Source organism: Rhodoferax sediminis, assembly GCF_006970865.1.
Taxonomy (GTDB): domain Bacteria; phylum Pseudomonadota; class Gammaproteobacteria; order Burkholderiales; family Burkholderiaceae_C; genus Rhodoferax_A; species Rhodoferax_A sediminis.
The window spans coordinates 1,031,119-1,055,539 of sequence record NZ_CP035503.1; the positions used below are offsets into that span (position 1 = coordinate 1,031,119).

The following is a 24,421-nucleotide window of genomic DNA, read 5'->3' on the forward strand; positions in this document are numbered from 1 at the left end:
GTAGCAGAATCGGGGATTCGTGGCACTGAAAGGGCAGGGGGAGCGTCAATGAATCATCAGGGTGACAACAGCGAGGTCGCGGTGCTGGCCTCCGCCGACGAATTGCGCGCGAGCATCCGCCGCCGTGGCAAGCTCAAGGGCCGGCAGGCCGACGGGGGCGCCGTGGCCGAGGTGCGTACCCTGGTCGGACCCGCGCCACATTCGCGCGACCTGCTGATCGAGCACCTGCACCGGATCAACGACGCGTTCCGCGGTCTGCATGAGCGCCATCTGGTGGCGCTGGCGCGCGAGATGAACCTGCCGATGGCCGAGGTCTACGAGGTCGCCAGCTTCTACCATCACTTCGAGGTCTTGAAGGACGACACGCAGCCGGCGCTGCTCACGGTGCGCGTCTGCGACAGCCTGAGCTGCCAGCTCGCCGGCGCCGCCAATCTGCTGGAAAAACTGCCAGCGCTGCTGGGCCCGGGCGTGCGCGTGATTCCCGCGCCGTGCATCGGTCGCTGCGAACAGGCGCCGGCCGTGGCTGTGGGGCAGCACGCGCTCGCCAACGCCAGCGCTGATGCTGTGGTTGAGGCATCAAATCAGGCTCTAGCCCATACTGTATCTACATCATCAGCTATTGACTTTGTAGCATACGATGACTACCGCGCGCAGGGCGGCTATCGGCTCGCCGCAGCGCTGGCCGGCGGCCAGCGGGACGCCGACGCGGTCATCACGGCGCTGGAAGATGCGGGCCTGCGCGGCCTGGGCGGCGCGGGATTTCCGGCCGGGCGCAAGTGGCGCATCGTGCGCGAGCAGCCCGCGCCGCGCCTGATGGCTGTCAACATCGACGAGGGCGAGCCCGGCACCTTCAAGGACCGCGTTTACCTGGAGCGCGATCCGCACCGTTTTCTGGAAGGCCTGTTGATCGCCGCGCAAGTCGTCGGCATCGAGACCTGCTACATCTATCTGCGCGACGAATATCACGACGCGCGCCGCATGCTGGCCGCCGAGATTGCCAAGCTACAGGCGAATCCGCCCTGCGCCTTGCCGCGCATCGAGCTGCGGCGCGGCGCGGGCGCCTACATCTGCGGCGAGGAGTCGGCCATGCTCGAGAGCATCGAGGGCAAACGCGGCGAGCCACGCATGCGCCCGCCTTACATCGCGCAGGTCGGACTGTTCGGCCGCCCGACGCTGGAGCACAACTTCGAGACCCTGTACTGGGTGCGCGACATTGTCGAAGAAGGGCCCCAGTGGTTCAGCGGCTTCGGGCGCCACGGCCGCAAGGGACTGCGCTCCTTCAGCGTAAGCGGGCGGGTCAAGCAGCCCGGCGTCAAGCTGGCACCGGCCGGCATCACGGTGCAGGAGCTGATCGACGAATACTGCGGCGGCATGGCGGACGGGCACCAGCTGTACGCCTACCTGCCCGGCGGCGCTTCGGGCGGCATCCTGCCGGCGCGGCTGAACCAGATTCCGCTGGACTTCGACACCCTGCAGCCCTACGACTGCTTCATCGGCTCGGCCGCCATTATCATTTTGAGCCAGCACGACCGCGCGCGCGACGCCGCACTCAGCATGATGCGGTTTTTCGCCGACGAGAGCTGTGGCCAGTGCACGCCGTGCCGCGTCGGCACGGTCAAGGCCGCGCAGCTGATGCAGGCCCCGGTGTGGGACACGGACACGCTGGAAGACCTGAGCCAGGTCATGGTCGATGCCTCGATCTGCGGGCTGGGGCAGGCGGCGCCGAATCCGGTCCGCTGCGTGCAGAAATATTTTCCCGAGGAGATTGCATGAGCCCGGTCGCCCAGGTTGCCGTGGCCGTTCAGGCCCACCAGTCCACGCCGCGCACTGTCGACTTTGTGCTGGACGGCCGGCCCGTCACCGCGTTCGAGGGCGAGTCCATCCTCCAGGCCGCCGAACGCCACGGCGTCGAGATCCCGCGTCTGTGCTATTCGACCGGCCTGCGCGCCGACGGCAACTGCCGCGCCTGCGTCGTCGAGATCCAGGGCGAGCGCACGCTGGCCCCGAGCTGCTGCCGCAGCGTCACTGCGGGCATGGACGTCAAGGCCGTCAGCGAACGCGCCCTCAAGAGCCAGAAGATGGTGCTGGAGATGCTGCTGTCCGACATGCCGGAGCAGGGCTACAAGTGGAATGACAGCGTTCGCCCCGAGACGGTCGCAGGCGTCGAGCAGGCTTCAGCAGAACATGACACGGTGGGCCAGCATGGCGAACTCAGCCAGTGGGCTGCGCAGATGAACGTGACGGTGCGCCCCGCATTGAAGGCGCTGCGCCGCTCGCAGCCCGCCGCCGATATGTCGCACCCCGCCATGGCCGTCAACCTAGATACCTGTATCCAGTGCACGCGCTGCGTGCGCGCCTGCCGTGAGGTACAGGTCAACGACGTGATCGGCTACGCGCTGCGCGGCTCGCAAAGCCAGATCGTGTTCGATCTGGGCGACCCGATGGGCGACAGCACCTGTGTCGGGTGCGGCGAATGCGTGCAGGCGTGCCCGACCGGGGCCCTTAGCCCGAAGACGCAGATTGGCTCGCAGGCGGTGGACAAAAAGGTCGACTCGGTCTGCCCGTTCTGCGGCGTCGGCTGCCTGCTGACCTACAACGTCAAGGACAACACCATCGTCAGCGTGGACGGGCGCGATGGCCCGGCGAACCACGGCCGCCTGTGCGTCAAGGGCCGCTTCGGCTTCGATTACGCGCACCATGAGCAGCGCCTGACCACGCCGCTGATCCGCAAGCCCGGCGTGCCCAAGGACCCGGCCGCGCTGACCGGCCGCTCCGGCGACTGGCGCGCCGTATTCCGCGAAGCGACCTGGGACGAAGCCCTGACCCTGGCGGCCGGCAAGCTCAAGGACCTGCGCGACGGTCATGGCAAGAAGGCGCTGGCCGGCTTCGGCTCGGCCAAGGGCAGCAATGAGGAGGCGTATCTGTTCCAGAAGCTGGTGCGCACCGGCTTTGGCAGCAACAACGTGGACCACTGCACGCGCCTGTGCCACGCCTCCAGCGTCGCGGCCCTGCTCGAAGGAGTCGGTTCCGGCGCGGTCAGCAATCAGGTCAGCGATGTGGCCCTTGCCGGGCTGATTCTGGTGATCGGCTCGAATCCGACGGCCAACCATCCGGTGGCGGCCACCTGGATGAAGAACGCGGCCAAGAACGGCACCAAAATCGTGCTGGCGGACCCGCGCGTCACCGACCTCGGCAAGCATGCCTGGCGCACCCTGCAGTTCAAGGCCGACACCGACGTGGCGATGCTCAACGCGCTGATCCACACGGTGATCGAGGAGGGGCTGGTGGACGAGGAGTTCATCCGCACGCGCGCCAGCAATTTCGAGGCTTTGCGGGATAACGTCAAGGGCTACAGCCCGGAGGCGATGGCGCCGATCTGCGGCATTCCGGCGCAGACCCTGCGCGAGGTCGCGCGCGAATATGCGAGGCCGAGTGGCACCAGGAAGGGCGCCATGATCCTGTGGGGCATGGGCATCAGCCAGCACGTGCACGGCACCGACAACGCGCGCTGCCTGATCGCCCTGGCCAGCGTCACCGGCCAGATTGGCAAGCCCGGCACGGGCCTGCATCCGCTGCGCGGCCAGAACAACGTGCAGGGCGCCAGCGACGCGGGCCTGATCCCGATGATGTTCCCCAACTACCAGCTGGTTTCCGACCGGGCGGCGCACCAGTGGTTCGAAAACTTCTGGGGCCAGCCGCTCGACGACCAGCCCGGCTATACGGTGGTGGAAATCATGCACAAGGTGCTGGCCCCCGAGAGCGATCCGCACAAGATTCGCGGCATGTACATCATGGGTGAGAACCCCGCCATGAGCGACCCGGACCTGAACCACGCGCGCCATGCGCTGGCCAGTCTTGAGCATCTGGTGGTGCAGGACATTTTCATGACCGAGACAGCCTGGCTGGCCGATGTGGTGCTGCCTGCCACCGCCTGGCCCGAGAAGACCGGCACCGTCAGCAACACTGACCGCATGGTGCAGCTCGGCCGCCAGGCGATCGAGCCGCCGGGTGACGCCAGGCCCGACCTGTGGATCATCCAGCAGATCGCCAACCGCATGGGGCTGAACTGGAACTACGTTGACGCCGGGCCGCCCCCAGGCGCCGTGGCCCCCTCGGGGGGCAGCGCAGCACACGCAGTGGCAAGCGTGGGGGCATCAAGCTCTGGCGAGCACAGCGGCGTAGCGGCGGTCTATGAAGAAATGCGCCAGGCCATGCATGCGGCAATCAGCGGCATCACCTGGGAGCGGCTGCAGCGCGAGTCGAGCGTGACCTACCCGTGCCAGGGCGCCGACGACCCGGGCCAGCCCACGGTGTTCATCGACCGCTTCGACACACCCGATGGCCGGGTCAAGCTGGTGCCCGCCGACATCATCCCGGCCAACGAGCGGCCCGATGCCGACTACCCGTTTGTGCTGATCACCGGCCGGCAGCTGGAGCACTGGCACACCGGCAGCATGACGCGCCGCGCCAGCGTGCTGGACGCGATCGAGCCGATGGCGACCGCCTCGATGTGCGGCGCCGACCTGACGGCGCTCCGCCTGCAGGCGGGGGACGTGATCACTGTCCAGTCGCGGCGCGGCGCGGTGGCCCTGCATGTGCGGCGCGACGACGGCACGCCCCAGGGTGCCGTGTTCATTCCATTCGCCTACTACGAGGCGGCGGCCAACCTCATGACCAACGCGGCGCTGGACCCGGTCGGGAAAATCCCCGAATTCAAATACTGCGCGGTGGCGGTTCGCCGCGGCGGGGATGTGGCTGCCGTCGCCGGCTACGGGACCGGCGCGCTGGCCTGATTGCTAAACCACTGCACTCGGGTGGGGCGATTGCGATCCGGTACAGTGCGCTGTCATGAGCGTCGCCCGTCCCACCGTTGAAGTAGCCGTTGTCATGCGCAGGGAGCGCATCGAAGGCGTTATGAGCCGCTGGCAGACGTGGCGCTGGGTGCTGGACGATGTGCTGGCGCAGGAGCCCGGTTTTGGCCAGGCGCCCCGCCTTCTCTATAAAAATGATAGCGAAGAGCGCTGGCTGCATCCGGGCTACAAGGTCGAATTGTTCACAGATGATGCCGAGGGCTACTACCTGAACGGCACCACAGGGGCGCCCTGCTGGTTTGTGCTGTGGCGCATGGAAGAGACGGCCGCCATTGCCGACGAGCCAATCGCCAGGCCCGAAGTGGTGACGCTGAGCTACCACGATGCGGGCCGCTGGCTGGACGCGCAGGAAAACGTGGAGCAGGTGCCGGCGCCCAAGCCCGTGATCGAGTGGATGATGGCTTTTGTCCACGAGCATTACGTGCAGGAACCGAAACGCCGCAAGCGGCCCGAGAGCTTCAGGACATTGACCGATCGTTTCGGCAATCCGGCCTCGGTCACGACGGAAAAGAAGCGCGGCGGCGGTCAGGAGGGCGCGTCGTGACCGACGGTTTTCTGGGCCGCTGGTCGCGCCGCAAGGCGGACGCGCGCGAAGGCAAGCCCCTGCCCGAGCCGGCGCCGCCGCCGGTAGCACCAGAGTCGCCGCCGGCGCCGTCCGCGGATGATCCCGCCACGAAAGCAGGGCTCGAGGCCACAGCGGCGGTGGCGACCGATGTCTCGGTGCCGCCGCAATCGCCGCCGTTGTCGCTGGACGACGTGAAGAGCCTCACGCCCACATCCAACTTCACGCCGTTCATGGAGTCTGGGGTGACCCCCGAGGTCCGGAACGCCGCGATGAAAAAGCTCTTTGCCGACCCGCACTACAACGTGATGGACCGGCTCGACACCTACATCGACGACTACTCGCAGCCCGATCCGATCCCTGCGGCCATGCTGCGGCAAATGGTTGGCGCCAAATTCCTCAAGCTGTTTGGTGGCGAAGAGAATCAGCACACAACAGTGCGGGATGATGCGGATAACCCCACAGTCCAATCCGTGGCACAGTTTGGTGGAACCACCGATCAACCGACTGAAGAGGACCTCAGCCAGCCTGCACCTGCCCAGACCCTGGCGTCTGCGCCGGCGCACGAGCCAAGCCCCCCAGACCATGCCGACACTCATTTGCGATTGCAACCAGACGATGCCGCTGGCGTCGAAGACCCTCGGCGCGGCGCTTCATGAAGAGCTGACGCTTCACTCCACCCTGTGCCGTCGCGAGGCGGGCGCGTTCCAGAAGGCCATTCAGAGCGGCGAAGATGTGGTGGTGGCCTGCACCCAGGAAAAGCGCCTGTTCGCGGAACTGGGCGAACAGACCGAAGGGGCGAGCTCCGTCATCCGCTTCGTCAACATCCGCGAGACCGGCGGCTGGAGCCGCGATGCTGCCAGCGCCATGCCCAAAATCGCGGCCTTGCTGGCGGCCGCGCACCTGCCCGAGCCCGAGCCAGTCCCCACCGTCACCTTCAAGAGCGCAGGGCGTCTGCTCATCATCGGCCCGCTAGATGCAGCGGAGCGTGCCGCGAGCCTGCTTGGCGACGTGCTGAATGTGACCTTGTTTACGCAGGGCGCGGGTAGCTCGGGCGGCGCGCAGGAGCGCCGCTACCCGGTGCTGAGCGGGCGCATTGACGGCTTGAGCGGCTGGCTCGGCGCGTTTGAACTCCAATGGCTGCAGAGCAACCCGATCGATCTGGATCTGTGCACGCGCTGCAATGCCTGCCTGGTCGCATGCCCGGAACAGGCCATCGGTCTGGACTATCAAATTGATAGCGAGGTGTGCAAATCCCACCGGGACTGTGTCAAGGTTTGCCAGGTGGCCGGGGCCATCGACTTCAGCCGCAAGCCTGAGGCCTTGAGCGAAACCTTCGACCTGGTGCTCGATCTGCGCGATCGGGCCGCGACCCCGACCTTTACCCAGCATGCGTTGCCGCAGGGTTATTTCCGCCTGGCTCCGACCCTGGATGACTTGCCGGCCCTGCTCAAGCTGCGTGAGCTGGTCGGCGAATTCGAGAAGCCGAAGTTTTTCAACTACAAGCAAAAGCTGTGCGCGCACAGCCGCAACGAAACCGTGGGTTGCAACGCCTGCATCGACATCTGTTCGGCGCTGGCCATTACGAGCGACAAATCGCGCCAGCAGATCAAGGTCAACCCGAATCTTTGCGTGGGCTGTGGCGCCTGCACCACCGTGTGCCCCACCGGCGCCATCACCTATGCCTACCCGCGCGCCAGCGATCAGGGTGTCAAATTCAAGACGCTGCTGTCCACCTACGCGAAGGCCGGTGGCAAGGACCCCGTGCTGTTGTTGCACAGCCAGGAGCGCGGGCAGGCGCTGGTCGGGCAGTTGGGGCGCGCTGCGCAGCTCAAGAAGGCGCACGGGGTGCCGGCCAACGTGATTCCGGTCGCGCTGTGGCACACCATCAGTGTGGGGCTGGACGTGTGGCTCGGCGCCATCGCCTTCGGTGCGGCGCAGGTGGTGGTCCTCACGACCGATGAAGAAGCGCCCCAGTATCTGGAGGGGTTGAAGGTGCAGATGGCCGTGGCGCAAACCATCCTGAACGGCATGGGCTACAGCGGCACTCACCTGAAGCTGCTGCATGCCGGTACGCCAGCAGAGCTTGACGCGGCGCTGCAGGCACTGGCCCGGACCCGCCAGCATGTGCCGAAGGCGGCGGCGCGGTTTGCGGTGGCGCAGGAAAAGCGCAGCACGCTGGAGCTGGCGCTGGACCACTTGCTGGCACACGCGCCGCAGCCACCCGAGTCGATAGCGCTGCCGGCAAAGGGCTCGCCGTTCGGCTCGGTGCAAGTCAACAAGGACAGCTGCACCCTGTGCCTGAGCTGCGTCAGCGCCTGCCCGGCCAGCGCCTTGCAGGACAACCCAGAGCTGCCGCAACTGCGCTTCATCGAGAAGAATTGCGTGCAGTGCGGCCTGTGCGTCACGACCTGTCCCGAGAATGCCATCACCCTGCAGCCGCGCCTGCTCTTGAGCCCGCAGCGCAAGGAGGCACGCGTGCTCAACGAGACCCCGCCCTACGCCTGTGTGCGCTGTGGCAAGCCGTTTGGCACGCTCAAGGCGATTGAGGCCATGCTGGGCAAGCTCTCGGGCCATTCCATGTTCCAGGGAGCGGCACTGGAGCGGCTCAAGATGTGCGGCGACTGCCGGGTGATCGACATTTACTCGGCCGAGAACGAATCAAAAATTACCGACCTATGAGCCTGCCCCTTCCTCTTGAAATCAGCCCCGGTTCGGCGCTCGACGAAGAAACTGCCCGGGCCGAAGTGTACGGCCTGCTGGCGCAGCTTTTGTATGCGCCGCCTGAGCCCCCGTTGCTGGCGCAGCTGCGCGTGGCCGCGACCGAAACGCCGGCCGCGGGCGCTTTTCTTGAAGAGCCCTGGCGCGATCTTGTGGCGGCTGCACGCGGCATGAGCGACGTCGCGATCCACAACGAATACGATGCCCTGTTCGGGGGCGTCGGCAAGCCCGAGGTCTATGTCTTCGGGTCGCACTACCTCAGCGGGTTTTTGAACGAGAAGCCGCTGGCGGCCTTGCGCGGCGACCTGGCCCGGCTGGGGCTCGCGCGTGACGAGGCCATGCCGGAGACCGAAGACCACATTGCCTATGTCTGCGAGGTGATGCGCTACCTGATCGCGGGGGACGATGTGGCGGTGGCCAATCTGACGCACCAGAGGCAGTTCTTCGGCGACCACCTGCAGCCGTGGGTCACGCCTTTGTGCGATGCCGTCGCGGCGCATCCCAAGGCAAGGTTCTATGCGGTTCTGTCGGCGTTCATGCGCGCTTTTTTCAGCGTCGAATCGCAAGGCTTCGACATGCTGCCGTGAGGCACAAGTGCCTCGGCCCCGCGGGCAACTACGCAGTCTATGGCGCTTTCAAGACGAAGTCCAGCCGCAAGCGGGTTTTCGTATGGGCGTTTCTACTAGGTTGTTAAAAACAATATGCATAGTTACATTTGTTGGTACTATGAAAGCAATTGCATAGCGCAGCCCCTTGAGGAGACAAAGCATGAGTCAGCCTGAGAGCAACAAGCTATCGCGTCGCATCCTGTTTGCCGGTGCGGGCACTGCCGGCGCTGTCGCTGCGGTGGCGAGTTTGATACCTGCGGTCCACAAGACCCAGGCCTTGCCGGTCCAGCCCAAGGCGGCGCCGGCCAAAGGCGGCGGCTACAGCCTGACGGACCACGTCAAGCGCTATTACAAAACCACCCTCGTTTAACGCTCGTCCGTTCAGGAGAGTTCCATGTTGCTGACCAAGAAGCAGAGCGCCGCGCCCGGCGCCGCCAGTTCCCCTTTTGTGCACAGCCTGCGCCGCGGTTTGTCGCAGGCGTTGCCCACCATGGACCGTCGCGGGTTTCTGCGTCGCTCGGGGCTTGGCGTGGGCGTGGGCATTGCCGCCACCGAGCTGGTCCTGGTGAGGAGAGCGCGTGCGGCGGAGGGCTCGGCCGGCGTGGATGGCAGCAAGATCCAGGTCAAACGCACCGTCTGCACGCACTGCTCCGTGGGCTGCGCGATCGATGCCGTGATTGAAAACGGTGTCTGGGTACGTCAGGAGCCGGTGTTCGATTCCCCGCTCAATCTCGGTGCCCATTGCGCCAAGGGCGCCGCGGTGCGCGAGCACGGGCATGGCGAATATCGCCTGCGCTACCCAATGAAGCTGGTGAATGGCAAATACGAGCGCATCAGCTGGGACACGGCGCTGGGCGAGATCAGCACGAAGATGCTGGATTTGCGCAAGGCCAGCGGCCAGGACTCCGTTTACTGGATTGGTTCCTCCAAACACAACAACGAGCAGTCTTATCTGCTGCGCAAGTTTGTCAGCCTGTGGGGCAGCAACAACTGCGACCACCAGGCCCGCATCTGCCACTCGACCACGGTGGCCGGCGTCGCCAACACCTGGGGCTACGGTGCGATGACCAATTCGTACAACGACATGCAAAACAGCAAATGCGCGTTGTACATCGGCTCCAATGCTGCCGAGGCGCATCCCGTGAGCATGCTGCACATGCTGCACGCGAAAGAAAACGGCTGCAAGATGATTGTGGTGGATCCACGCTTTACCCGCACGGCCGCCAAGGCGGACGAGTACGTGCGCATCCGGTCGGGCTCCGATATTCCGTTTTTGTTCGGCGTGCTGTACCACATCTTCAAGAATGGATGGGAAGACCAGAAGTACATCAACGACCGTGTTTACGGCATGGACCAGGTGAAGGCAGACGTGCTCGCCAAGTGGACGCCCGACAAGGTGTTTGACGCCTGCGGCGTCAAAGAAGAGCAGATGCTGCGTGTCGCGACCATGATGAGCGAGAACCGGCCCAGCACCCTGGTGTGGTGCATGGGCCAGACCCAGCACAGCATTGGCAACGCCATGGTGCGCGCCTCGTGCATCGTGCAACTGGCCCTGGGCAACGTCGGCAAATCGGGCGGCGGCGCGAATATTTTCCGCGGCCATGACAACGTGCAGGGCGCGACCGACATCGGCCCCAATCCTGATTCCCTGCCCGGGTATTACGGCATCACCGAGGGCTCGTGGAAGCACTTTGCCAAGGCCTGGGACGTGGACTACGAGTGGATCAAGGGCCGCTTTGCATCGACCGCCATGATGACCAAGCCCGGCATCACTGTATCGCGCTGGATCGACGGCGTTCTCGAGAAAAACGAGTTGATCGACCAGGACGCCAATTTGCGCGGCGTCGTGTTCTGGGGGCACTCACCCAACTCCCAGACGCGTGGCCTGGAAATGAAGCGGGCCATGGACAAGCTTGATCTGCTGGTGGTGGTGGATCCATATCCGTCCGCGACGGCGGCGATGGCGGCCATGCCGGGCAGGGCCGAGGACTTGAACCCCAATCGTGCGGTTTATCTGCTGCCGGCGGCGACCCAGTTCGAGACCAGCGGCTCGGTCACGGCGTCCAACCGCTCGCTGCAGTGGCGCGAAAAAGTGATCGAGCCGCTGTGGGAGTCCCGCAGTGACCACATGATCATGCACCAGTTTGCCGAGAAACTGGGTTTTGCCAAGGAGCTGTCGAAGAACTACAAGATGCAGAAGGTCAGGGGCATGGACGAGCCTGTGCCGGAAGACATCCTGCGCGAAATCAACCGGTCCTGCTGGAGCATCGGTTACACCGGCCAGAGCCCCGAGCGGCTCAAGGCCCACATGCGCAACATGAATGTGTTCGATGTGAAAACGCTCAAGGCCAAAACCGGCAAGGACAAGGAGACCGGCTACGACCTGACAGGTGACTATTTTGGCCTGCCCTGGCCCTGCTATGGCACGCCCGAACTCAAGCACCCGGGCTCACCCAACCTGTACGACACATCCAAGCACGTGATGGATGGTGGTGGCAACTTCCGCGCCAACTTTGGGGTGGAGCGCGATGGCGTCAATCTGCTGGCCGAAGACGGCTCGCATTCTTTGGGCGCCGACATCACGACGGGTTACCCCGAGTTCGACCATGTGCTGCTGAAGAAGCTGGGCTGGTGGAGCGAACTGACCGACGCGGAGCGGGCCGCGGCCGATGGCAAGAACTGGAAGACCGACCCTTCTGGCGGCATCATTCGCGTCGTCATGAAAAACCACGGCTGCTATCCGTTCGGCAACGCCAAGGCGCGCGCACTGGTGTGGAATTTCCCGGATGCGATACCACAGCATCGCGAGCCGATCTACAGCACGCGCCCGGACCTGGTCGCCAAGTACCCCACGCACGACGACAAGAAAACCTTCTGGCGGCTACCCACGCTGTACAAGACTTTGCAGGACAAGAACGTGGCCGACAAGCTGTACGAGAAATTCCCGCTCATCATGACTTCCGGCCGGCTGGTGGAATACGAGGGTGGCGGTGAAGAGACCCGCTCGAACCCGTGGCTGGCCGAGCTGCAGCAGGAGATGTTTGCCGAGATCAACCCGAAGGTGGCCGCCGACAAAGGCGTGCGCCATGGCGAGCGCATCTGGGTCAGCACCCCGACCGGTGCCAGGTTGAACGTGCAGGCGCACGTGACCGAGAGCGTCGGCCCCGACACGGTGTTCCTGCCCTTTCACTTTTCGGGTCACTGGCAGGGGGCGGACATGCTCGCCTACTACCCCAGCGGAGCGCATCCGGTGGTGCGGGGCGAGGCGGCCAACACCGGCACCACGTATGGTTATGACAGCGTGACCATGATGCAGGAAACCAAGACGACGATCTGCAACGTCGAGAAAGCATGAAAACTTGCGGGGCAGACCAGGAGTTGCGAAACGATTCTGCTCTGTCCTCAACTGATTAGGAGACTCCATGGCACGCATGAAATTTGTTTGTGACGCCGAGCGCTGCATCGAGTGCAACGGCTGCGTGACGGCCTGCAAGAATGAGCATGAGGTTCCATGGGGCGTGAACCGCCGCCGCGTGGTGACGCTCAATGATGGCGTCCCCGGTGAGAAATCCATCTCGGTGGCCTGCATGCATTGCAGCGATGCGCCGTGCATGGCGGTGTGCCCCGTCAACTGCTTTTACCGCACCGAAGAGGGCGTGGTACTGCACGACAAGGACGTTTGCATAGGCTGCGGCTATTGCTCCTATGCCTGTCCGTTTGGGGCGCCGCAGTTTCCCTCACAAGGCACCTTTGGTGTGCGCGGCAAGATGGACAAGTGCACGTTTTGCGCCGGCGGCCCCGAGGCCAATGGCAGCCAGGCCGAGTTTGAGAAATATGGCCGCAACCGCCTGGCCGAAGGCAAGCTGCCGATCTGCGCCGAGATGTGCTCGACCAAGGCGCTGCTGGCCGGTGACGGCGATGTGGTGGCCGACATCTTCCGCAATCGCGTGGTCAAGCGCGGCAAGGGCGCCGAGGTCTGGGGCTGGGGCACGGCTTATGGTTCGAAACAGGCAGGCCAGCCACCCGCCGCAGGAGGCAAGTCATGATGCGCCCACTGATCCTGATCGCAGCCGTGCTGGTCCTGGCGGCCTGCGGAGAAAAGCCGCAAACGCTGAGCAGCGGAGTCAAACTGGATGCACAGGCCTACACCGGGCCTGCCAGTCCGTTTACCGCAGCGGGCTGGACACCAGGCGACAAGACCAGTTGGGAGCAGGCGCTCAAGGTGCGCACACAAAATGGCCAGAACGAGTACAACAAGGTCAACTGATCAGGAGTCCATATGCTTCGGTCACTCATTGCTACTATTTTCATAGCGATTGGCGCGTGGAGCACAGTATCGGCCCAGGAGCCGCCTAAGGCCGAGGCAGCGGCGCCGACCGCCCGGCCCGCCGCGGCTGCGCCAGCGGCGGCGGGCTCATTGGGGGGCGTGCAGAGCGCCAACATCTTCGAGGTCAAGCCCGATGCGAGCGCCGATCCCGACTACGCAAAGCAGACCAACGCCGAGCGCGCCAGGGTCCAGCCGGGCAACAACGCGCCGATGTGGCGGCAGGTAGCCGCGGGCGTCACCGGCACCAGCAGCCTGCCCAGGAGCGAGGCGCCAGAAGCGGGCAACCTGATTCAGCCGTTTGTGCAGTATCCCGGTTCGCGCCTGACCAACGCCGGTGAGGCCTGGCGCCAGGTGCGCAACAACTGGATCATTCCTTACGGCGGCGCGCTGGTACTGATCGTGGCGGGCGCCATCGCGCTGTTTTATTGGCGCCGTGGCGCCATGCGGCTGCACGGCGCCGAGACCGGCCGCAAGATCGAGCGCTTCACCGCCTTCGAACGGTCGGCGCATTGGGCGAATGCCATCGCGTTCAGCATCCTGGCGATTTCGGGTCTCGTCATGGCGTTTGGCAAGTTTTTCATGCAGCCGGTGATTGGCACGACGCTGTTCGGCTGGCTGGCGTACATCTTGAAGACTCTGCACAACTTCGCCGGGCCGGTTTTTGCCGTTTCGCTGGTGGTCGTGTTCTGCACCTTCCTGCGTGACAACTGGCCGCGCAAGGAAGACATGACGTGGTTGCGCAAGGGCGGCGGCATGCTGTCGGGCAACGAGCCTGCGTCGCATCGCTTCAATGCGGGTGAAAAAATCGTTTTCTGGGGCGGCGTTTTCTTCCTCGGCCTGGTCGTGGTGTCGTCCGGCTTCGTGCTGGACAGGGTGCTGCCCGGTCTGGTTTATGTCCGTGGCACCATGCAGATCGCCCACATGGTGCATGCGGTCGCGACCGTGCTGATGATCGTCATGTTCATGGGCCATATCTACATGGGCACTATAGGCATGCAGGGCGCCTACAAAGCCATGAAGACGGGTTACGTGGACGAGACCTGGGCGAAGGAGCACCACGAGCTCTGGTACGACGACGTGAAGGCCGGCAAGATTGCGGCGCAGCGCGATGCGGCTGCACCGTCCGGCCAGGCCGTGCAGGTGTAATCGAGGCAATACATCATGAAGCAACTTTTGATCGCCAGCCTGGTTTTCGTTGCGTGCAGCGCGGCGCTTGCCAAATTGCCGACACCCGTCTTGAGCGATGAAGCCAAGGCGAAAGCCGCCGAAACTGCCGCCAAGACGGCCTGGAGCAGCAAGGTGGATGGCTACCTGCTTTGCAAGTCCCAGGACAAGGTGGCGGCGGACTATTTCGCAGCAGCCAAGGCTGCTGGCAAGCAGGTCGGCCCGGCGGTGGCCACGCCGGCTTGCACCGACCCTGGCCCATTTGCGTACACGCCGCCAGAAGCGACCAAACCGCTCGAGGCCGCGGGCGCCCATTCGCCGCCGGCCACCGCGGCCAGTCCGCCCAGCGGCAAGCAACCCGACGCAACCGGCAATTCTGCCAAAAAGCCCTGAGAGGTCATTCCCACAAAAAGGCCGGCCCGTGAGGGGCCGGCTTTTTTGTTGTAGTCTTGTCTTATGCCCCAGCCCATCCCGATGCCCTATCTGACCCAGGCGCGAGCGCCGTTGACGCGTGAGATCGAGGTCGTCAACGAGCACGGCGAACGTGACACCATCTCGATTCCCGCCGAACGCGCGCTCACGGTATATGTGGACAACCGTGAGCTCGTCACACTCATGACGCTGGGGGCGCACCCTGAACTGCTGGTGCTCGGGTTTCTGCGCAACCAGCGGCTGGTCAGGAGCGTTGAAGAGGTCCATTCCATCACGGTGGACTGGGAGGTCGGCGCGGCGGCAGTCAAGACCCGCTCCGGTATCGAACGCCTCGAAGAGCGCACGGCCAAACGCGTGGTCACCACCGGTTGCGGGCAGGGCAGTGTGTTTGGCGGCCTGATGGATGAAATCGACACGATCCGGCTGCCGCCCGCGGTGCTGACGCAAGCACAGCTCTACGGCATCGTCAACGCCATCCGGGTCCAGGAAAGCACCTACAAGTCGGCCGGTTCGGTGCACGGCTGTGCGCTGTTCGGGGTGAAAGACGGCGAGCCGGAGATGCTGATTTTTGTCGAGGATGTGGGCCGCCACAACGCCATCGATACCATTGCCGGCTGGATGTGGCTGCAGGAAAACGATGCCCCCACGCTTGCCGCTGCGCGTGCTGCGCTGCCCCCCGGGGAGGCTCATTTTCCTGGGGGCGGCCCGTCGGAAAATTGCGGCCCCGCCTTTGACTTGGTGTTCTACACCACGGGCCGTCTCACCAGCGAGATGGTCATCAAATCCGCGCAGATGGGCGTGCCCATCGTGGTCTCGCGCAGCGGCATCACGCAGATGGGCCACGAGGTGGCGCAGCGGCTGGCGCTGTGCACCATTGGCCGCGCCACCAACAGGCACTTCATCTGCTACAGCGCGCCCGAGCGCCTGCAACTGCAGCCCGAGCTGGCCGGTTTGAGTCTGCGCGCCACCGCGTGACAAGAGTCTGGCCGTGCCTGCAAGGCAAAATGACGGCATGAATGCTTCGTTTCTTCGCCTGGGCTGGCGCACGCTGTGGCGTGATGTGCGCGCCGGCGAGTTGCGCCTGCTGATCGTGGCGGTGACGCTGGCGGTGGGCGCCTTGACGGCGGTGGGCTTCTTTGCCGACCGGCTACAGGGCGGGCTGCAGCGCGATGCGCGCCAGCTGCTGGGTGGCGATGCGGTGATTTCCAGCGACAACCCGACGCCCCAAAGCTTCATCGACCGGGCGCGCGCGCTCGGGCTGCAAACCGCGAGCACGCTGGGCTTTCCGACCATGGGCCGCGCCGCCGATGCACAGGGCAGTGCCAGCAAGCTGGTGGCGCTCAAAGCCGTGGGCGCCGGTTACCCCTTGCGCGGCAGCCTCAGCGTGGCGACGCAGCCCGATGCGCCCGGACATAACACCCGCGATATTCCCGCCCCTGGTGAAGTCTGGGTCGACGCGTCGCTGCTCGATGCCCTGAACCTCAAGATGGGCGATGCGCTGCTGCTGGGGGACGCGACGCTGCACATCAGCCGCATCATCGTGATCGAGCCGGATCGCGGCGCCGGCTTCATGAGTTTTGCGCCGCGCGTCATGCTGAACCAGGCGGATTTGGCCGCCACGCGGCTGATCCAGCCCGCCAGCCGCGTGAGCTACCGCTTCGCCGTGGCGGGATCCGACCGGCAGGTCAAGGCGTTTGTGCAATGGGCCACCTTGCAGGCCAAAAATCCCGATGACGCCACGATGCGCGGCGTGCGCGTGGAGTCGCTGGAAAGCGGGCGCCCCGCCATGCAGCAAACGCTGGATCGCGCGCAGAAATTCCTGAATCTGGTGGCTTTGCTGGCGGCCTTGCTGAGCGCCGTGGCGGTCGCGCTGACGGCGCGCGGCTTTGCGGCCAGCCATCTGGACGACTGCGCCATGCTGCGGGTGCTCGGGCAGAGCCAGCGCACCATTGCCTGGAGCTACACCTTCGAGTTTGCGCTGGTGGGCCTGTTTGCCAGCGCCGCCGGCGTGCTGCTGGGCTACGTCGTGCATTACGGGTTCGTGCTGTTGCTGGCAGGATTGATCGAGGTGGCGCTGCCCACGGCCGGTGGCTGGCCCGTGGGCTTGGGGCTGGGCATGGGCCTGACACTGATGCTGGCCTTTGGCTTGCCGCCGGTGCTGCAGCTGGCGCAGGTGCCGCCGCTGCGCGTGATTCGCCGCGATGTCGGCAATCTCAAGCCGACCTCTCTGGCTGTGCTTGCGTTGGGGGTGATGGGCTTTGCGGCCTTGCTGCTGGCCGCCAGCAGCGACCTGACGCTGGGCCTGATTGCGGTGGGCGGTTTTGCGGCTGCGGTGGCGGTGTTCGCGGCCTTGAGCTGGCTCGCCGTCAAGCTGCTGCGCCGGGGCGTGAACGAGGCCACTGCGCCGCGCTGGCTGGTGCTGGCCACGCGCCAGATTTCGGCACGTCCGGCCTACGCGGTGGTGCAGGTCAGTGCGCTGGCGGTCGGGCTGCTGGCGCTGGTGCTGCTGGTGCTGCTGCGTACCGACCTCATTAGCGGCTGGCGCCAGGCCACGCCGCCCGATGCGCCGAACCGTTTCGTCATCAACGTCATGCCCGAACAAAGCGCATCGTTCCAGCAGGCGCTGCACGCGGCAGGGGTGCAAAAGTTCGACTGGTACCCGATGATTCGCGGGCGGCTGGTGGCGATCAATGGCAAAAGCGTGACGCCCGATGATTACCCGGACGACCGCGCCAGGCGCCTGGTGGACCGCGAATTCAACCTGTCACACAGCGCGGTGCAGCCGCCCTACAACCAGATCGTCGCCGGACGCTGGACGCCCGAACAAAAGGGCGCCATCAGCGTAGAGGAGGGCATTGCCAAAACCCTGAACCTGGCGCTGGGCGATGTGCTGCGCTTTGACGTCGGCGGCGCGCAGATCGACGCCAAAATCAGTTCGTTGCGCAAGGTGGACTGGGGTTCGATGCGGGCCAACTTCTTTGCCATGTACCCGGTCAGCACGATGCCGGACGTGCCCACGACCTACATGGGCGCGTTCAGGGCGCCCGATACCCGAGGCTTCGACAACAACCTGGTGCGGGCCTTTCCGAACATCACCAGCGTCGACATGACCAGCACCATCGCGCAGGTGCAGCGGGTGCTGGACCAGGTGATCCGCGCGGTGGAGTTTTTGTTCGGCTTCACGCTCGCCGCGGGCCTGGTCGTGCTGTTTGCTGCCATCGGCGCGACGCGCGAGGAGCGCGCCCGGGAATTCGCCATCATGCGTGCGGTCGGCGCGCAGGCCAGCCTGCTGCGCCAGGTGCAGCGCGCCGAGCTTGTGGGGGTCGGCTTGCTGGCCGGGTTTCTGGCCAGCGTGGTGGCCATGGGGGTCGGCTGGGCGCTGGCCCGGTATGTGTTTGGTTTTGAATGGGCGCCGTCGCTCTGGGTGCCCATCATCGGTGCTATTGCGGGCGCTGTGCTTGCACTGGGCGCGGGCTGGTGGGGTCTGCGCGAGGTGCTGCGCCGGCCGGTGATGGAGACCCTGCGCCGCGCGGCGCAATGAACAACCAGCGTTACTCAGCCATGAGTACCCGGGATATTGACGATGGGGCCGCCTCCCGTGCCGCCACCACGACCAGGATCGCCTCCCCTGCCGCCATGACCATGATCGCCGCGGAAACCGCCGCCATGCCCGCCCCGAAAGCCCCGGTCATGGTCGTGATCGCGATGACCGCCCCCGAAGCCGAAATTGAAGAACGCCGGCGGCCCGATGTAGAACGGGTCGTAGTAGTACGGGGAATACGTGGGGTAGGAATACGGGTAGTAGTACGGCACCGTATAAACGGGTTGGCCATTGGCGTCGGTGCCATATGTATACGGGCCGGGCGGCGGCCCATAGACCGCGCATCCGCCCAGGGCGGACACCAGGATCAGCGAAAAGGTCAGGCGTTTCGCCGCGCCTTTCAGGATTGAGTTCATGGTTATTAGAGAGATGCTACGTCTGTGCAGTTCAGTGAAATGGGTGCCTGTTACACCTTGGCCGCTGATGAGGGTTTCAGTAACACCACCAGCGCGCCGGCGCCGCCCTGTGCGGGCCTGGCCTGCACGAACGCCAGCACTTCGTTTTTCTGGACCAGCCAGCTGTGCACCCTGGACTTGAGCACCGGCGTCTTGCCCGGCGAGCCCAGCCCCTTGCCGTGTACCACGCGCACGCAGCGCAGGCCCTGCCGGCAGGCTTCGCGGATGAAGGCCGCGAGCGCCTCGCGCGCGGCGTCGGTGCGCAGGCCGTGCAGGTCGATGTCGCGCTGGATGCGCCACTCGCCTTTGCGCAGCTTGCGCGTCACCTCCAGGCCGATGCCGGGGCGGCGAAAGCTCAGGTGCTCGTCGGTGTCGAGCAGGGTGCTGGCGTCGAATTCGTCACTCAGCGCCTCGTGCAGCGCCGCCTGCTCATCGCGTTGGCGGTGCACGGCCACGGGCGCAGGTTGCTCCGGATTCAATAGCACCCTGCGCCCGTCAGGTATGGGCTTGACGCTTCCAATGGCCCGAATAAACAGTTCCTTCTCGAGTTTTGCGCGGTGCTCGGCCGCAACCCGGGCGGCTTCCTGCGCCAGCTTCAAAGTCTGCGCATCGGCGATCTTTTTCTGGACGTGTCCCAGGTCCTGCAACGAACGGATCTTCACAGCAAACCCCGCTCGGCCATGGACAGCGCCTGCCCCGTGCCCACGATCACATGGTCCAGCACGCGCACGTCGACCAGGGCCAGCGCGGCCTTGAGCGTCTGCGTCAGTGCCTCGTCGGCGCGCGACGGCTCGACCGTGCCGCTCGGGTGGTTGTGCGCCAGCACCACGGCCGCCGCCTGGTGGTGCAGGGCGCGCAGCACGACCTCGCGCGGGTACACGCTGGTTTGCGTGAGCGTGCCGCGAAACAGTTCTTCCAGCGCCAGCAGCCGGTTTTGCGCGTCCAGAAACAGCACCGCGAACACCTCGTGCGGCCGCGCCGCCAGGTGCAGCTGCAGGTAGTGCTTGACGGCGTTGGGTGAATCAAAACCTTCGCGCTCCTTGAGCTGCTGGGCCAGCGCGCGCCGCGCCAGCTCCAGCACCGCGACCAGTTCGGCCCGCTTGGCCGGGCCCAGGCCCTTGATGCGCTGGAGGTCGTCGGCGCTGGTGTGCAGCAGACCGGCAATGCCGTCGAAGCCGGTCTTGACCTCCAGCAGTTCCTGCGCCAGTTGCAGCACTCCTTTGCCCTGGATGCCGGTGCGCAGCAGCACGGCCAGCAGCTCGGCGTCGCTCAGGGCGCCGGGGCCGCGCGCCAGCAGTTTCTCGCGCGGGCGGGCGTCCGGGGGAAGGTCTTTGAGGGCCATGGCAGATAGATAAGCCGTTCGCCCTGAGCCCGCCGAAGGGGCTTCGACGGGTTCAGCTTGCGCGGTGGTGGAGGTTTCTACAATAGAGGCCAGTTTATCGGGACTTCTCAATGACTCAAGCGACGCAAGCTCCAGCCCAGGTTCAGCCGGGCTCCTTCCTGACCCTGCACTACCGCCTGGCCGGCCCGGCGGGCGACATCATCAATACCTTCCACGACAAGCCGGCCACGCTCTCGCTGGGCACCGGCGAGCTCTCGCCCGCCGTCGAACAGCGCCTCCTCGGGCTGCACGAGGGCGTGCGCACGGCCTTTGAGATTCCCGCGGGCGAGGCCTTTGGCGAGCGCAATCCTGCCATGGTGCAGTGGGTGGCGCGCAAGCTGCTGCTGGAAATGGGCGACCCGGGCGCGCAGTACCAGGTCGGTGATGTGGTGGAATTCCCCGCGCCGGACGGCAGGGGCCACTACGCCGGTGCGGTGCAGCAAGTGCGCAACGACGAGAACGGCGACTCGGTGCTGTTCGACTTCAACCACCCGCTGGCCGGCCAGCCGGTGACGTTTGAAGTGCAGCTGATTGGCGTGCTATGAAGCCGACGTCGAGTGCCGAGGGGGCGCCCCAAGACACGGGGGCCATGCCAATCCCCCAGGAAATCGTGCTGGCCGAGCCGCGTGGTTTTTGTGCCGGCGTGGACCGCGCCATCGAGATCGTGGAGCGCGCGCTGGAAAAGTTCGGCCGCCCGATCTATGTGCGCCACGAGATCGTGCACAACACCTACGTGGTGAACGACCTCAAGTCCCGCGGCGCCATCTTTATTGAAGCGCTGGATGAAGTCCCCGCGGGGGCTACGCTGGTTTTTTCCGCGCATGGGGTGAGCCGCGCGATCCAGGACGAAGCAAAGGCGCGCGGCTTCCAGATTTTTGATGCGACCTGCCCGCTGGTGACCAAGGTGCACGTCGAAGTGGCCAAGCTGGCCCGCGAGGGTTTCGAGTTCATCATGATCGGCCACAAGGGCCATCCCGAGGTCGAGGGCACCATGGGCCAGCTCGATGGCGGCATCCACCTGGTGGAAGACGTGGCCGACGTCGCCGGCGTGCAGCCGGCGCAAACCGACAAACTCGCAGTGGTCACGCAAACCACGCTGAGCGTGGACGATGCGGCGCAGATCATGGCGGCCGTGAAGGCGCGTTTTCCGAACGTGCGCCAGCCCAAGCAGCAGGACATCTGCTACGCCACCCAGAACCGGCAGGATGCGGTCAAGATCATGAGCCCGCAGGTCGATGTGGTGATCGTGGTCGGCAGCCCCACCAGCTCCAACAGCAACCGCCTGCGCGAAGTCGCGCACAAGCTGGGAACGCCGAGCTACATGGTGGACAACGCCGACGAACTCCGGCCGGAGTGGCTGGCGGGCAGGGCGCGCGTCGGCTTGACGGCCGGTGCCTCGGCGCCCGAAATCCTGGTGCAGCAGGTCATCGAACGCATCAAGGCGCTCGGCGGCGCGTCGGTGCGCCGCATGGAGGGCGTCCGGGAGACGGTGAAATTTCCGCTGCCCAAGGGCATGAGGCTGGATGAGAAGATGCCCGGGCGCGCGCGGTGATGGCCACACGGAGCACAGGGGAACACTGCGAAAGTCGCCATGAGTAGCTCTGAAATTGATAGCGCATGGCGAAGACTGACTAAGGGCTACAGTCACTTTTTACGTCAAACTCCGGTCGTCAAGCTGTCCGGCGCGACCTTGGGCGTTGCCGGTGCCCAGGTCTGGCTCAAGCTGGAGCACCTGCAAGTAGGCGGCAGCTTCAAGGCGCGCGGCATGCTGAACCGGCTGCTGGCGAATCCGATTCCAGACAGTGGCGTGATCGTGGCATCCGGTGGCAATGCCGGCATCGCCACCGCGGCCGCGGCCCGCGCACTGGGCGTTTCCTGCGAGGTGTTTGTGCCCGCCGTCTGCCCCGAGGCCAAACGCGCCCGGCTGCGCGCACTGGGCGCTCAGGTAGTGGTGGCGGGCGCGGTGTACAGCGAGGCACTGGAGGCCTGCCTGGCCCGCCAGCAAGCGACCGGCGCGCTGCTGACCCATGCCTACGACCAGCCGGAGGTGGTGGCGGGCGCAGGCACACTGGCCTATGAGATCGAACAGCAGGTGGGCCTGCCCGACGCGGTGCTGGTGAGCGTCGGCGGCGGGGGTCTGATCGCCGGCATCGCGGCCTGGTTCGGGCAGCGCGCACGCGTGGTGGCGCTCGAGCCCGAGCTGGCGCCCACGCTATTCCAGGCCCGCGCCGCCGGGCAGCCGGTGGATGTGGCGGTGAGCGGCATCGCGGCCGATTCGCTCGGCGCCCGGCGCATTGGCGCCATTGCATGGGAGGTGACGCAACGCCATGTCAAAGACGCCCTGCTGTTGCCCGATGAAGCGATTCGCGCCGCGCAGCAATGGCTCTGGACCGAACTGCGGCTGGCCGTGGAGCCTGCCGCGGCACTCGGTGTGGCGGCACTGCAAACCGGCGCCTATGTGCCGTGCGAAGGCGAAAAGGTCTGCCTGATCCTGTGTGGCGCCAACATGGATCCGGCCAGCCTGGACTGAGCCGGTTCAGGGCGCCATTTCGCAGTTGACCATCCAGCCGACGCCGAATTTGTCGACCAGCATGCCGAAGTGGGCGCCCCAGAAGGTGGTCGCAAACGGCATGGTGATCATGCCGCCGGTGGCCAGGGCCTTGAACACGTGTTCGCCGCGCACCGGATCCCCGGGCAGATTCACCGCCATGTAATACCCTGCATGGCCGCCGAATGGCTGCCCCGGCGTGCGGTCGCTGGCCATGAACCGATGCCCATCCGCCTCGAACTTGGCGTGCATCACCTTGTCCAGCCATGCAGCAGGCAACTGATCTTCCATCGGCGAGCCCCGGAAACGGCGCAGTTCGGCCACCTGGCCGCCCAGGCAGTGCTGGTAGAAGGTCAGCGCTGCTTCGCAGTTGCCGTCAAAGAAAAGATAGGGTTCGATCCGCATGTGTTATCCGGGATTGCGCGTTCTGGGCACCGATGCTAGTTCCGGATTCTGTCAGTGAAAAAGGCGGTTTACCCGCGCCCACTAAAATTACCCCATGTTAGATATCACTTTGTTACGAAAAGACATCAACTCGGTCATCGCCCGGCTCGAGACGCGCAAAAAGCCGCAGGGCTTCCTGGATGTCACTGCCTTCAAGACGCTGGAGTCCGAGCGCAAGATTCTGCAAACCCGTACCGAAGAACTGCAGGCGCAGCGCAACAGCTTCAGCCGGCAGATCGGCCAGCTCAAGGCCAGGGGCGAGAACACGGATGCCGTGATGGCGCAGGTGGCGACCCTCAAGGCCGAGCTCGAGGCCTCGGCCGTGCGGCTGGACGCACTGCAGGGCGAGTTGCAGGCGCTGCTGCTGGCCGTGCCCAACCTGCCGCACGAGAGCGTGCCGGTGGGCGCGGACGAGGCCGGCAACGTGGAAGTACGCCGCTGGGGCACGCCGCGCGCCATGGACTTCGCAGTCCGGGACCATGTGGACGTGGGTCAGCCGTTCGGGCTGGACTTTGCCATGGGCACCAAGCTGACCGGCGCGCGCTTCACTTTCATGAAGGGTCCGATTGCGCGGCTGCACCGGGCGCTCGCCGCCTTCATGCTCGATGTGCAAACGCAAGAGCACGGCTATACCGAGTGCTATACGCCGTACATCGTGAATGCCGACAGTCTGCGCGGCACCGGCCAGTTGCCCAAGTTCGAAGAGGATTTGTTTGCCGCCAAAAAGGGCGGCCAGGAGGGCGAGACGACGGACAGCACCGCGCTTTACCTCATCCCGACCAGCGAAGTGCCGCTGACCAATGTGGTGCGCGATGAAGTCGTGGCCGAGGCCGACCTGCCCATCAAGCTCACGGCCCACACGCCATGCTTTCGCTCCGAGGCCGGCAGCGCCGGCCGCGACACGCGCGGCATGATCCGCCAGCACCAGTTCGACAAGGTCGAGATGGTGCAGATCGTGCACCCGGACAAAAGCTACGAGGCGCTGGAAACCATGACCGGCCACGCCGAGGCCATCCTGCAAAAGCTTGGCCTGCCATACCGCGTGATGGTGCTGTGCACGGGCGACATGGGCTTTGGCGCGGCCAAGACCTATGACCTCGAGGTGTGGTTGCCGGCGCAGAACACCTATCGCGAGATCAGCTCGGTTTCCAACTGCGAGGCCTTCCAGGCGCGCCGCCTGCAGGCGCGCTTCAAGAACGCGCAGGGCAAGAACGAACTGGTGCACACCCTCAACGGTTCCGGCCTGGCCGTGGGCCGCACGCTGGTCGCTGTTCTGGAGAATTACCAGAACCTCGATGGCTCGGTCACCATGCCCGAAGCGCTGCGTTCTTACCTGGGCGGGCTGGAGGTTCTGCGGCCCTGATAGA

22 protein-coding genes are annotated in these 24,421 nt (G+C 65.3%); 18 read left to right on the plus strand and 4 right to left on the minus strand.

From position 1 onward, the window contains the following. The first annotated feature begins 48 nt into the window (after positions 1-48). From EUB48_RS04960 to EUB48_RS05025, 14 genes are all read left to right on the plus strand, one after another. Positions 49-1,773 (plus strand): NADH-ubiquinone oxidoreductase-F iron-sulfur binding region domain-containing protein, encoded by a 1,725-nt coding sequence (locus EUB48_RS04960; protein WP_142817882.1) that lies wholly within the window; start codon positions 49-51, stop codon positions 1,771-1,773. Beyond that, on the plus strand, positions 1,770-4,793 hold the full coding sequence (locus tag EUB48_RS04965) for a molybdopterin-dependent oxidoreductase (protein WP_142817883.1): 3,024 nt from the start codon (positions 1,770-1,772) through the stop codon (positions 4,791-4,793). The genes EUB48_RS04960 and EUB48_RS04965 overlap by 4 nt, the downstream gene beginning before the upstream one ends. A 55-nt stretch (positions 4,794-4,848) precedes the next feature. Then, positions 4,849-5,415 carry a DUF3305 domain-containing protein gene (locus tag EUB48_RS04970; RefSeq protein ID WP_142817884.1) on the plus strand — a complete coding sequence of 189 codons (567 nt, stop codon included), beginning with the start codon at positions 4,849-4,851 and terminating at the stop codon, positions 5,413-5,415. After that, positions 5,412-6,092, plus strand: a complete 681-nt coding sequence (locus tag EUB48_RS04975; RefSeq protein ID WP_142817885.1) for a DUF3306 domain-containing protein — start codon at positions 5,412-5,414, stop codon at positions 6,090-6,092. The genes EUB48_RS04970 and EUB48_RS04975 overlap by 4 nt, the downstream gene beginning before the upstream one ends. Continuing rightward, the gene (locus EUB48_RS04980) at positions 6,019-8,115 is read left to right on the plus strand and encodes a 4Fe-4S binding protein (protein WP_244618334.1); all 2,097 of its coding nucleotides are present in this window, start codon (positions 6,019-6,021) and stop codon (positions 8,113-8,115) included. Before EUB48_RS04975 ends, EUB48_RS04980 begins: the two co-directional genes overlap by 74 nt. Then, a complete protein-coding gene (locus EUB48_RS04985) occupies positions 8,112-8,741 on the plus strand; it encodes a TorD/DmsD family molecular chaperone (protein ID WP_142817886.1) in 630 nt (209 codons plus the stop codon). Before EUB48_RS04980 ends, EUB48_RS04985 begins: the two co-directional genes overlap by 4 nt. A gap of 181 nt (positions 8,742-8,922) precedes the next feature. Beyond that, positions 8,923-9,132: a formate dehydrogenase gene (locus EUB48_RS04990; RefSeq protein WP_142817887.1), complete on the plus strand. Its 210-nt coding sequence runs from the start codon at positions 8,923-8,925 to the stop codon at positions 9,130-9,132. A 24-nt stretch (positions 9,133-9,156) separates the two neighbouring features. Then, on the plus strand, positions 9,157-12,117 hold the full coding sequence (locus EUB48_RS04995; RefSeq protein ID WP_142817888.1) for a formate dehydrogenase subunit alpha: 2,961 nt from the start codon (positions 9,157-9,159) through the stop codon (positions 12,115-12,117). Positions 12,118-12,184: 67 nt separating this feature from the next. Next, positions 12,185-12,808, plus strand: coding sequence for a formate dehydrogenase FDH3 subunit beta (gene fdh3B / locus EUB48_RS05000; RefSeq protein WP_142817889.1), 624 nt, complete (start codon positions 12,185-12,187; stop codon positions 12,806-12,808). Continuing rightward, on the plus strand, positions 12,805-13,029 hold the full coding sequence (locus EUB48_RS05005) for a hypothetical protein (RefSeq protein ID WP_142817890.1): 225 nt from the start codon (positions 12,805-12,807) through the stop codon (positions 13,027-13,029). The genes fdh3B and EUB48_RS05005 overlap by 4 nt, the downstream gene beginning before the upstream one ends. A gap of 12 nt (positions 13,030-13,041) precedes the next feature. Further along, positions 13,042-14,235 carry a formate dehydrogenase subunit gamma gene (locus EUB48_RS05010; protein ID WP_142817891.1) on the plus strand — a complete coding sequence of 398 codons (1,194 nt, stop codon included), beginning with the start codon at positions 13,042-13,044 and terminating at the stop codon, positions 14,233-14,235. 15 nt (positions 14,236-14,250) lie between these two features. Beyond that, positions 14,251-14,646: a hypothetical protein gene (locus EUB48_RS05015; RefSeq protein ID WP_142817892.1), complete on the plus strand. Its 396-nt coding sequence runs from the start codon at positions 14,251-14,253 to the stop codon at positions 14,644-14,646. 63 nt (positions 14,647-14,709) lie between these two features. Then, a complete protein-coding gene (locus EUB48_RS05020; RefSeq protein ID WP_142817893.1) occupies positions 14,710-15,660 on the plus strand; it encodes a formate dehydrogenase accessory sulfurtransferase FdhD in 951 nt (316 codons plus the stop codon). Between the two features lie 37 nt (positions 15,661-15,697). Continuing rightward, positions 15,698-18,226 carry an ABC transporter permease gene (locus EUB48_RS05025; RefSeq protein ID WP_142817894.1) on the plus strand — a complete coding sequence of 843 codons (2,529 nt, stop codon included), beginning with the start codon at positions 15,698-15,700 and terminating at the stop codon, positions 18,224-18,226. 14 nt (positions 18,227-18,240) lie between these two features. On the opposite strand, the gene EUB48_RS05030 is transcribed toward EUB48_RS05025, so the two are convergent. The 3 genes from EUB48_RS05030 to radC are packed head-to-tail and all read right to left on the minus strand — an operon-like array spanning position 18,241 to position 20,023. After that, positions 18,241-18,642: a hypothetical protein gene (locus EUB48_RS05030; protein WP_244618335.1), complete on the minus strand. Its 402-nt coding sequence runs from the start codon at positions 18,640-18,642 to the stop codon at positions 18,241-18,243. Positions 18,643-18,692: 50 nt separating this feature from the next. Beyond that, a complete protein-coding gene (locus EUB48_RS05035; RefSeq protein ID WP_142817895.1) occupies positions 18,693-19,343 on the minus strand; it encodes a Smr/MutS family protein in 651 nt (216 codons plus the stop codon). Then, positions 19,340-20,023, minus strand: coding sequence for a RadC family protein (gene radC, locus EUB48_RS05040; RefSeq protein WP_142817896.1), 684 nt, complete (start codon positions 20,021-20,023; stop codon positions 19,340-19,342). Before radC ends, EUB48_RS05035 begins: the two co-directional genes overlap by 4 nt. 110 nt (positions 20,024-20,133) lie before the next feature. On the opposite strand from radC, the gene EUB48_RS05045 reads away from it, so the two are divergent. The 3 genes from EUB48_RS05045 to EUB48_RS05055 are packed head-to-tail and all read left to right on the plus strand — an operon-like array spanning position 20,134 to position 22,592. Further along, a complete protein-coding gene (locus EUB48_RS05045; protein ID WP_142817897.1) occupies positions 20,134-20,607 on the plus strand; it encodes an FKBP-type peptidyl-prolyl cis-trans isomerase in 474 nt (157 codons plus the stop codon). Positions 20,608-20,651: 44 nt separating this feature from the next. Further along, complete coding sequence (gene ispH, locus EUB48_RS05050) at positions 20,652-21,614, plus strand: 4-hydroxy-3-methylbut-2-enyl diphosphate reductase (RefSeq protein ID WP_142817898.1); 963 nt, start codon at positions 20,652-20,654, stop codon at positions 21,612-21,614. A gap of 39 nt (positions 21,615-21,653) precedes the next feature. Next, positions 21,654-22,592 (plus strand): threonine/serine dehydratase, encoded by a 939-nt coding sequence (locus EUB48_RS05055; RefSeq protein WP_142817899.1) that lies wholly within the window; start codon positions 21,654-21,656, stop codon positions 22,590-22,592. 6 nt (positions 22,593-22,598) lie between these two features. Here the strand turns inward: EUB48_RS05055 and EUB48_RS05060 are convergent, their stop codons facing one another. Beyond that, positions 22,599-23,015 carry a VOC family protein gene (locus tag EUB48_RS05060; RefSeq protein WP_244618336.1) on the minus strand — a complete coding sequence of 139 codons (417 nt, stop codon included), beginning with the start codon at positions 23,013-23,015 and terminating at the stop codon, positions 22,599-22,601. Positions 23,016-23,109: 94 nt separating this feature from the next. On the opposite strand from EUB48_RS05060, the gene serS reads away from it, so the two are divergent. After that, positions 23,110-24,417, plus strand: coding sequence for a serine--tRNA ligase (gene serS, locus EUB48_RS05065; protein WP_142817900.1), 1,308 nt, complete (start codon positions 23,110-23,112; stop codon positions 24,415-24,417). Positions 24,418-24,421: the final 4 nt, after the last annotated feature.

What these genes read in the sequence shown, in the direction of transcription:
- EUB48_RS04960 (WP_142817882.1), top strand. Translation starts at nt 49, where the DNA reads ATGAATCATCAGGGTGACAACAGCGAGGTCGCGGTGCTGGCCTCCGCC.
- EUB48_RS04965 (WP_142817883.1), top strand. Translation starts at nt 1,770, where the DNA reads ATGAGCCCGGTCGCCCAGGTTGCCGTGGCCGTTCAGGCCCACCAGTCC.
- EUB48_RS04970 (WP_142817884.1), top strand. Translation starts at nt 4,849, where the DNA reads ATGAGCGTCGCCCGTCCCACCGTTGAAGTAGCCGTTGTCATGCGCAGG.
- EUB48_RS04980 (WP_244618334.1), top strand. Translation starts at nt 6,019, where the DNA reads ATGCCGACACTCATTTGCGATTGCAACCAGACGATGCCGCTGGCGTCG.
- EUB48_RS04985 (WP_142817886.1), top strand. Translation starts at nt 8,112, where the DNA reads ATGAGCCTGCCCCTTCCTCTTGAAATCAGCCCCGGTTCGGCGCTCGAC.
- EUB48_RS04990 (WP_142817887.1), top strand. Translation starts at nt 8,923, where the DNA reads ATGAGTCAGCCTGAGAGCAACAAGCTATCGCGTCGCATCCTGTTTGCC.
- EUB48_RS04995 (WP_142817888.1), top strand. Translation starts at nt 9,157, where the DNA reads ATGTTGCTGACCAAGAAGCAGAGCGCCGCGCCCGGCGCCGCCAGTTCC.
- fdh3B (WP_142817889.1), top strand. Translation starts at nt 12,185, where the DNA reads ATGGCACGCATGAAATTTGTTTGTGACGCCGAGCGCTGCATCGAGTGC.
- EUB48_RS05005 (WP_142817890.1), top strand. Translation starts at nt 12,805, where the DNA reads ATGATGCGCCCACTGATCCTGATCGCAGCCGTGCTGGTCCTGGCGGCC.
- EUB48_RS05010 (WP_142817891.1), top strand. Translation starts at nt 13,042, where the DNA reads ATGCTTCGGTCACTCATTGCTACTATTTTCATAGCGATTGGCGCGTGG.
- EUB48_RS05015 (WP_142817892.1), top strand. Translation starts at nt 14,251, where the DNA reads ATGAAGCAACTTTTGATCGCCAGCCTGGTTTTCGTTGCGTGCAGCGCG.
- EUB48_RS05020 (WP_142817893.1), top strand. Translation starts at nt 14,710, where the DNA reads ATGCCCCAGCCCATCCCGATGCCCTATCTGACCCAGGCGCGAGCGCCG.
- EUB48_RS05025 (WP_142817894.1), top strand. Translation starts at nt 15,698, where the DNA reads ATGAATGCTTCGTTTCTTCGCCTGGGCTGGCGCACGCTGTGGCGTGAT.
- EUB48_RS05030 (WP_244618335.1), bottom strand. Translation starts at nt 18,642, where the DNA reads ATGAACTCAATCCTGAAAGGCGCGGCGAAACGCCTGACCTTTTCGCTG.
- radC (WP_142817896.1), bottom strand. Translation starts at nt 20,023, where the DNA reads ATGGCCCTCAAAGACCTTCCCCCGGACGCCCGCCCGCGCGAGAAACTG.
- EUB48_RS05045 (WP_142817897.1), top strand. Translation starts at nt 20,134, where the DNA reads ATGACTCAAGCGACGCAAGCTCCAGCCCAGGTTCAGCCGGGCTCCTTC.
- ispH (WP_142817898.1), top strand. Translation starts at nt 20,652, where the DNA reads ATGCCAATCCCCCAGGAAATCGTGCTGGCCGAGCCGCGTGGTTTTTGT.
- EUB48_RS05055 (WP_142817899.1), top strand. Translation starts at nt 21,654, where the DNA reads ATGAGTAGCTCTGAAATTGATAGCGCATGGCGAAGACTGACTAAGGGC.
- EUB48_RS05060 (WP_244618336.1), bottom strand. Translation starts at nt 23,015, where the DNA reads ATGCGGATCGAACCCTATCTTTTCTTTGACGGCAACTGCGAAGCAGCG.
- serS (WP_142817900.1), top strand. Translation starts at nt 23,110, where the DNA reads ATGTTAGATATCACTTTGTTACGAAAAGACATCAACTCGGTCATCGCC.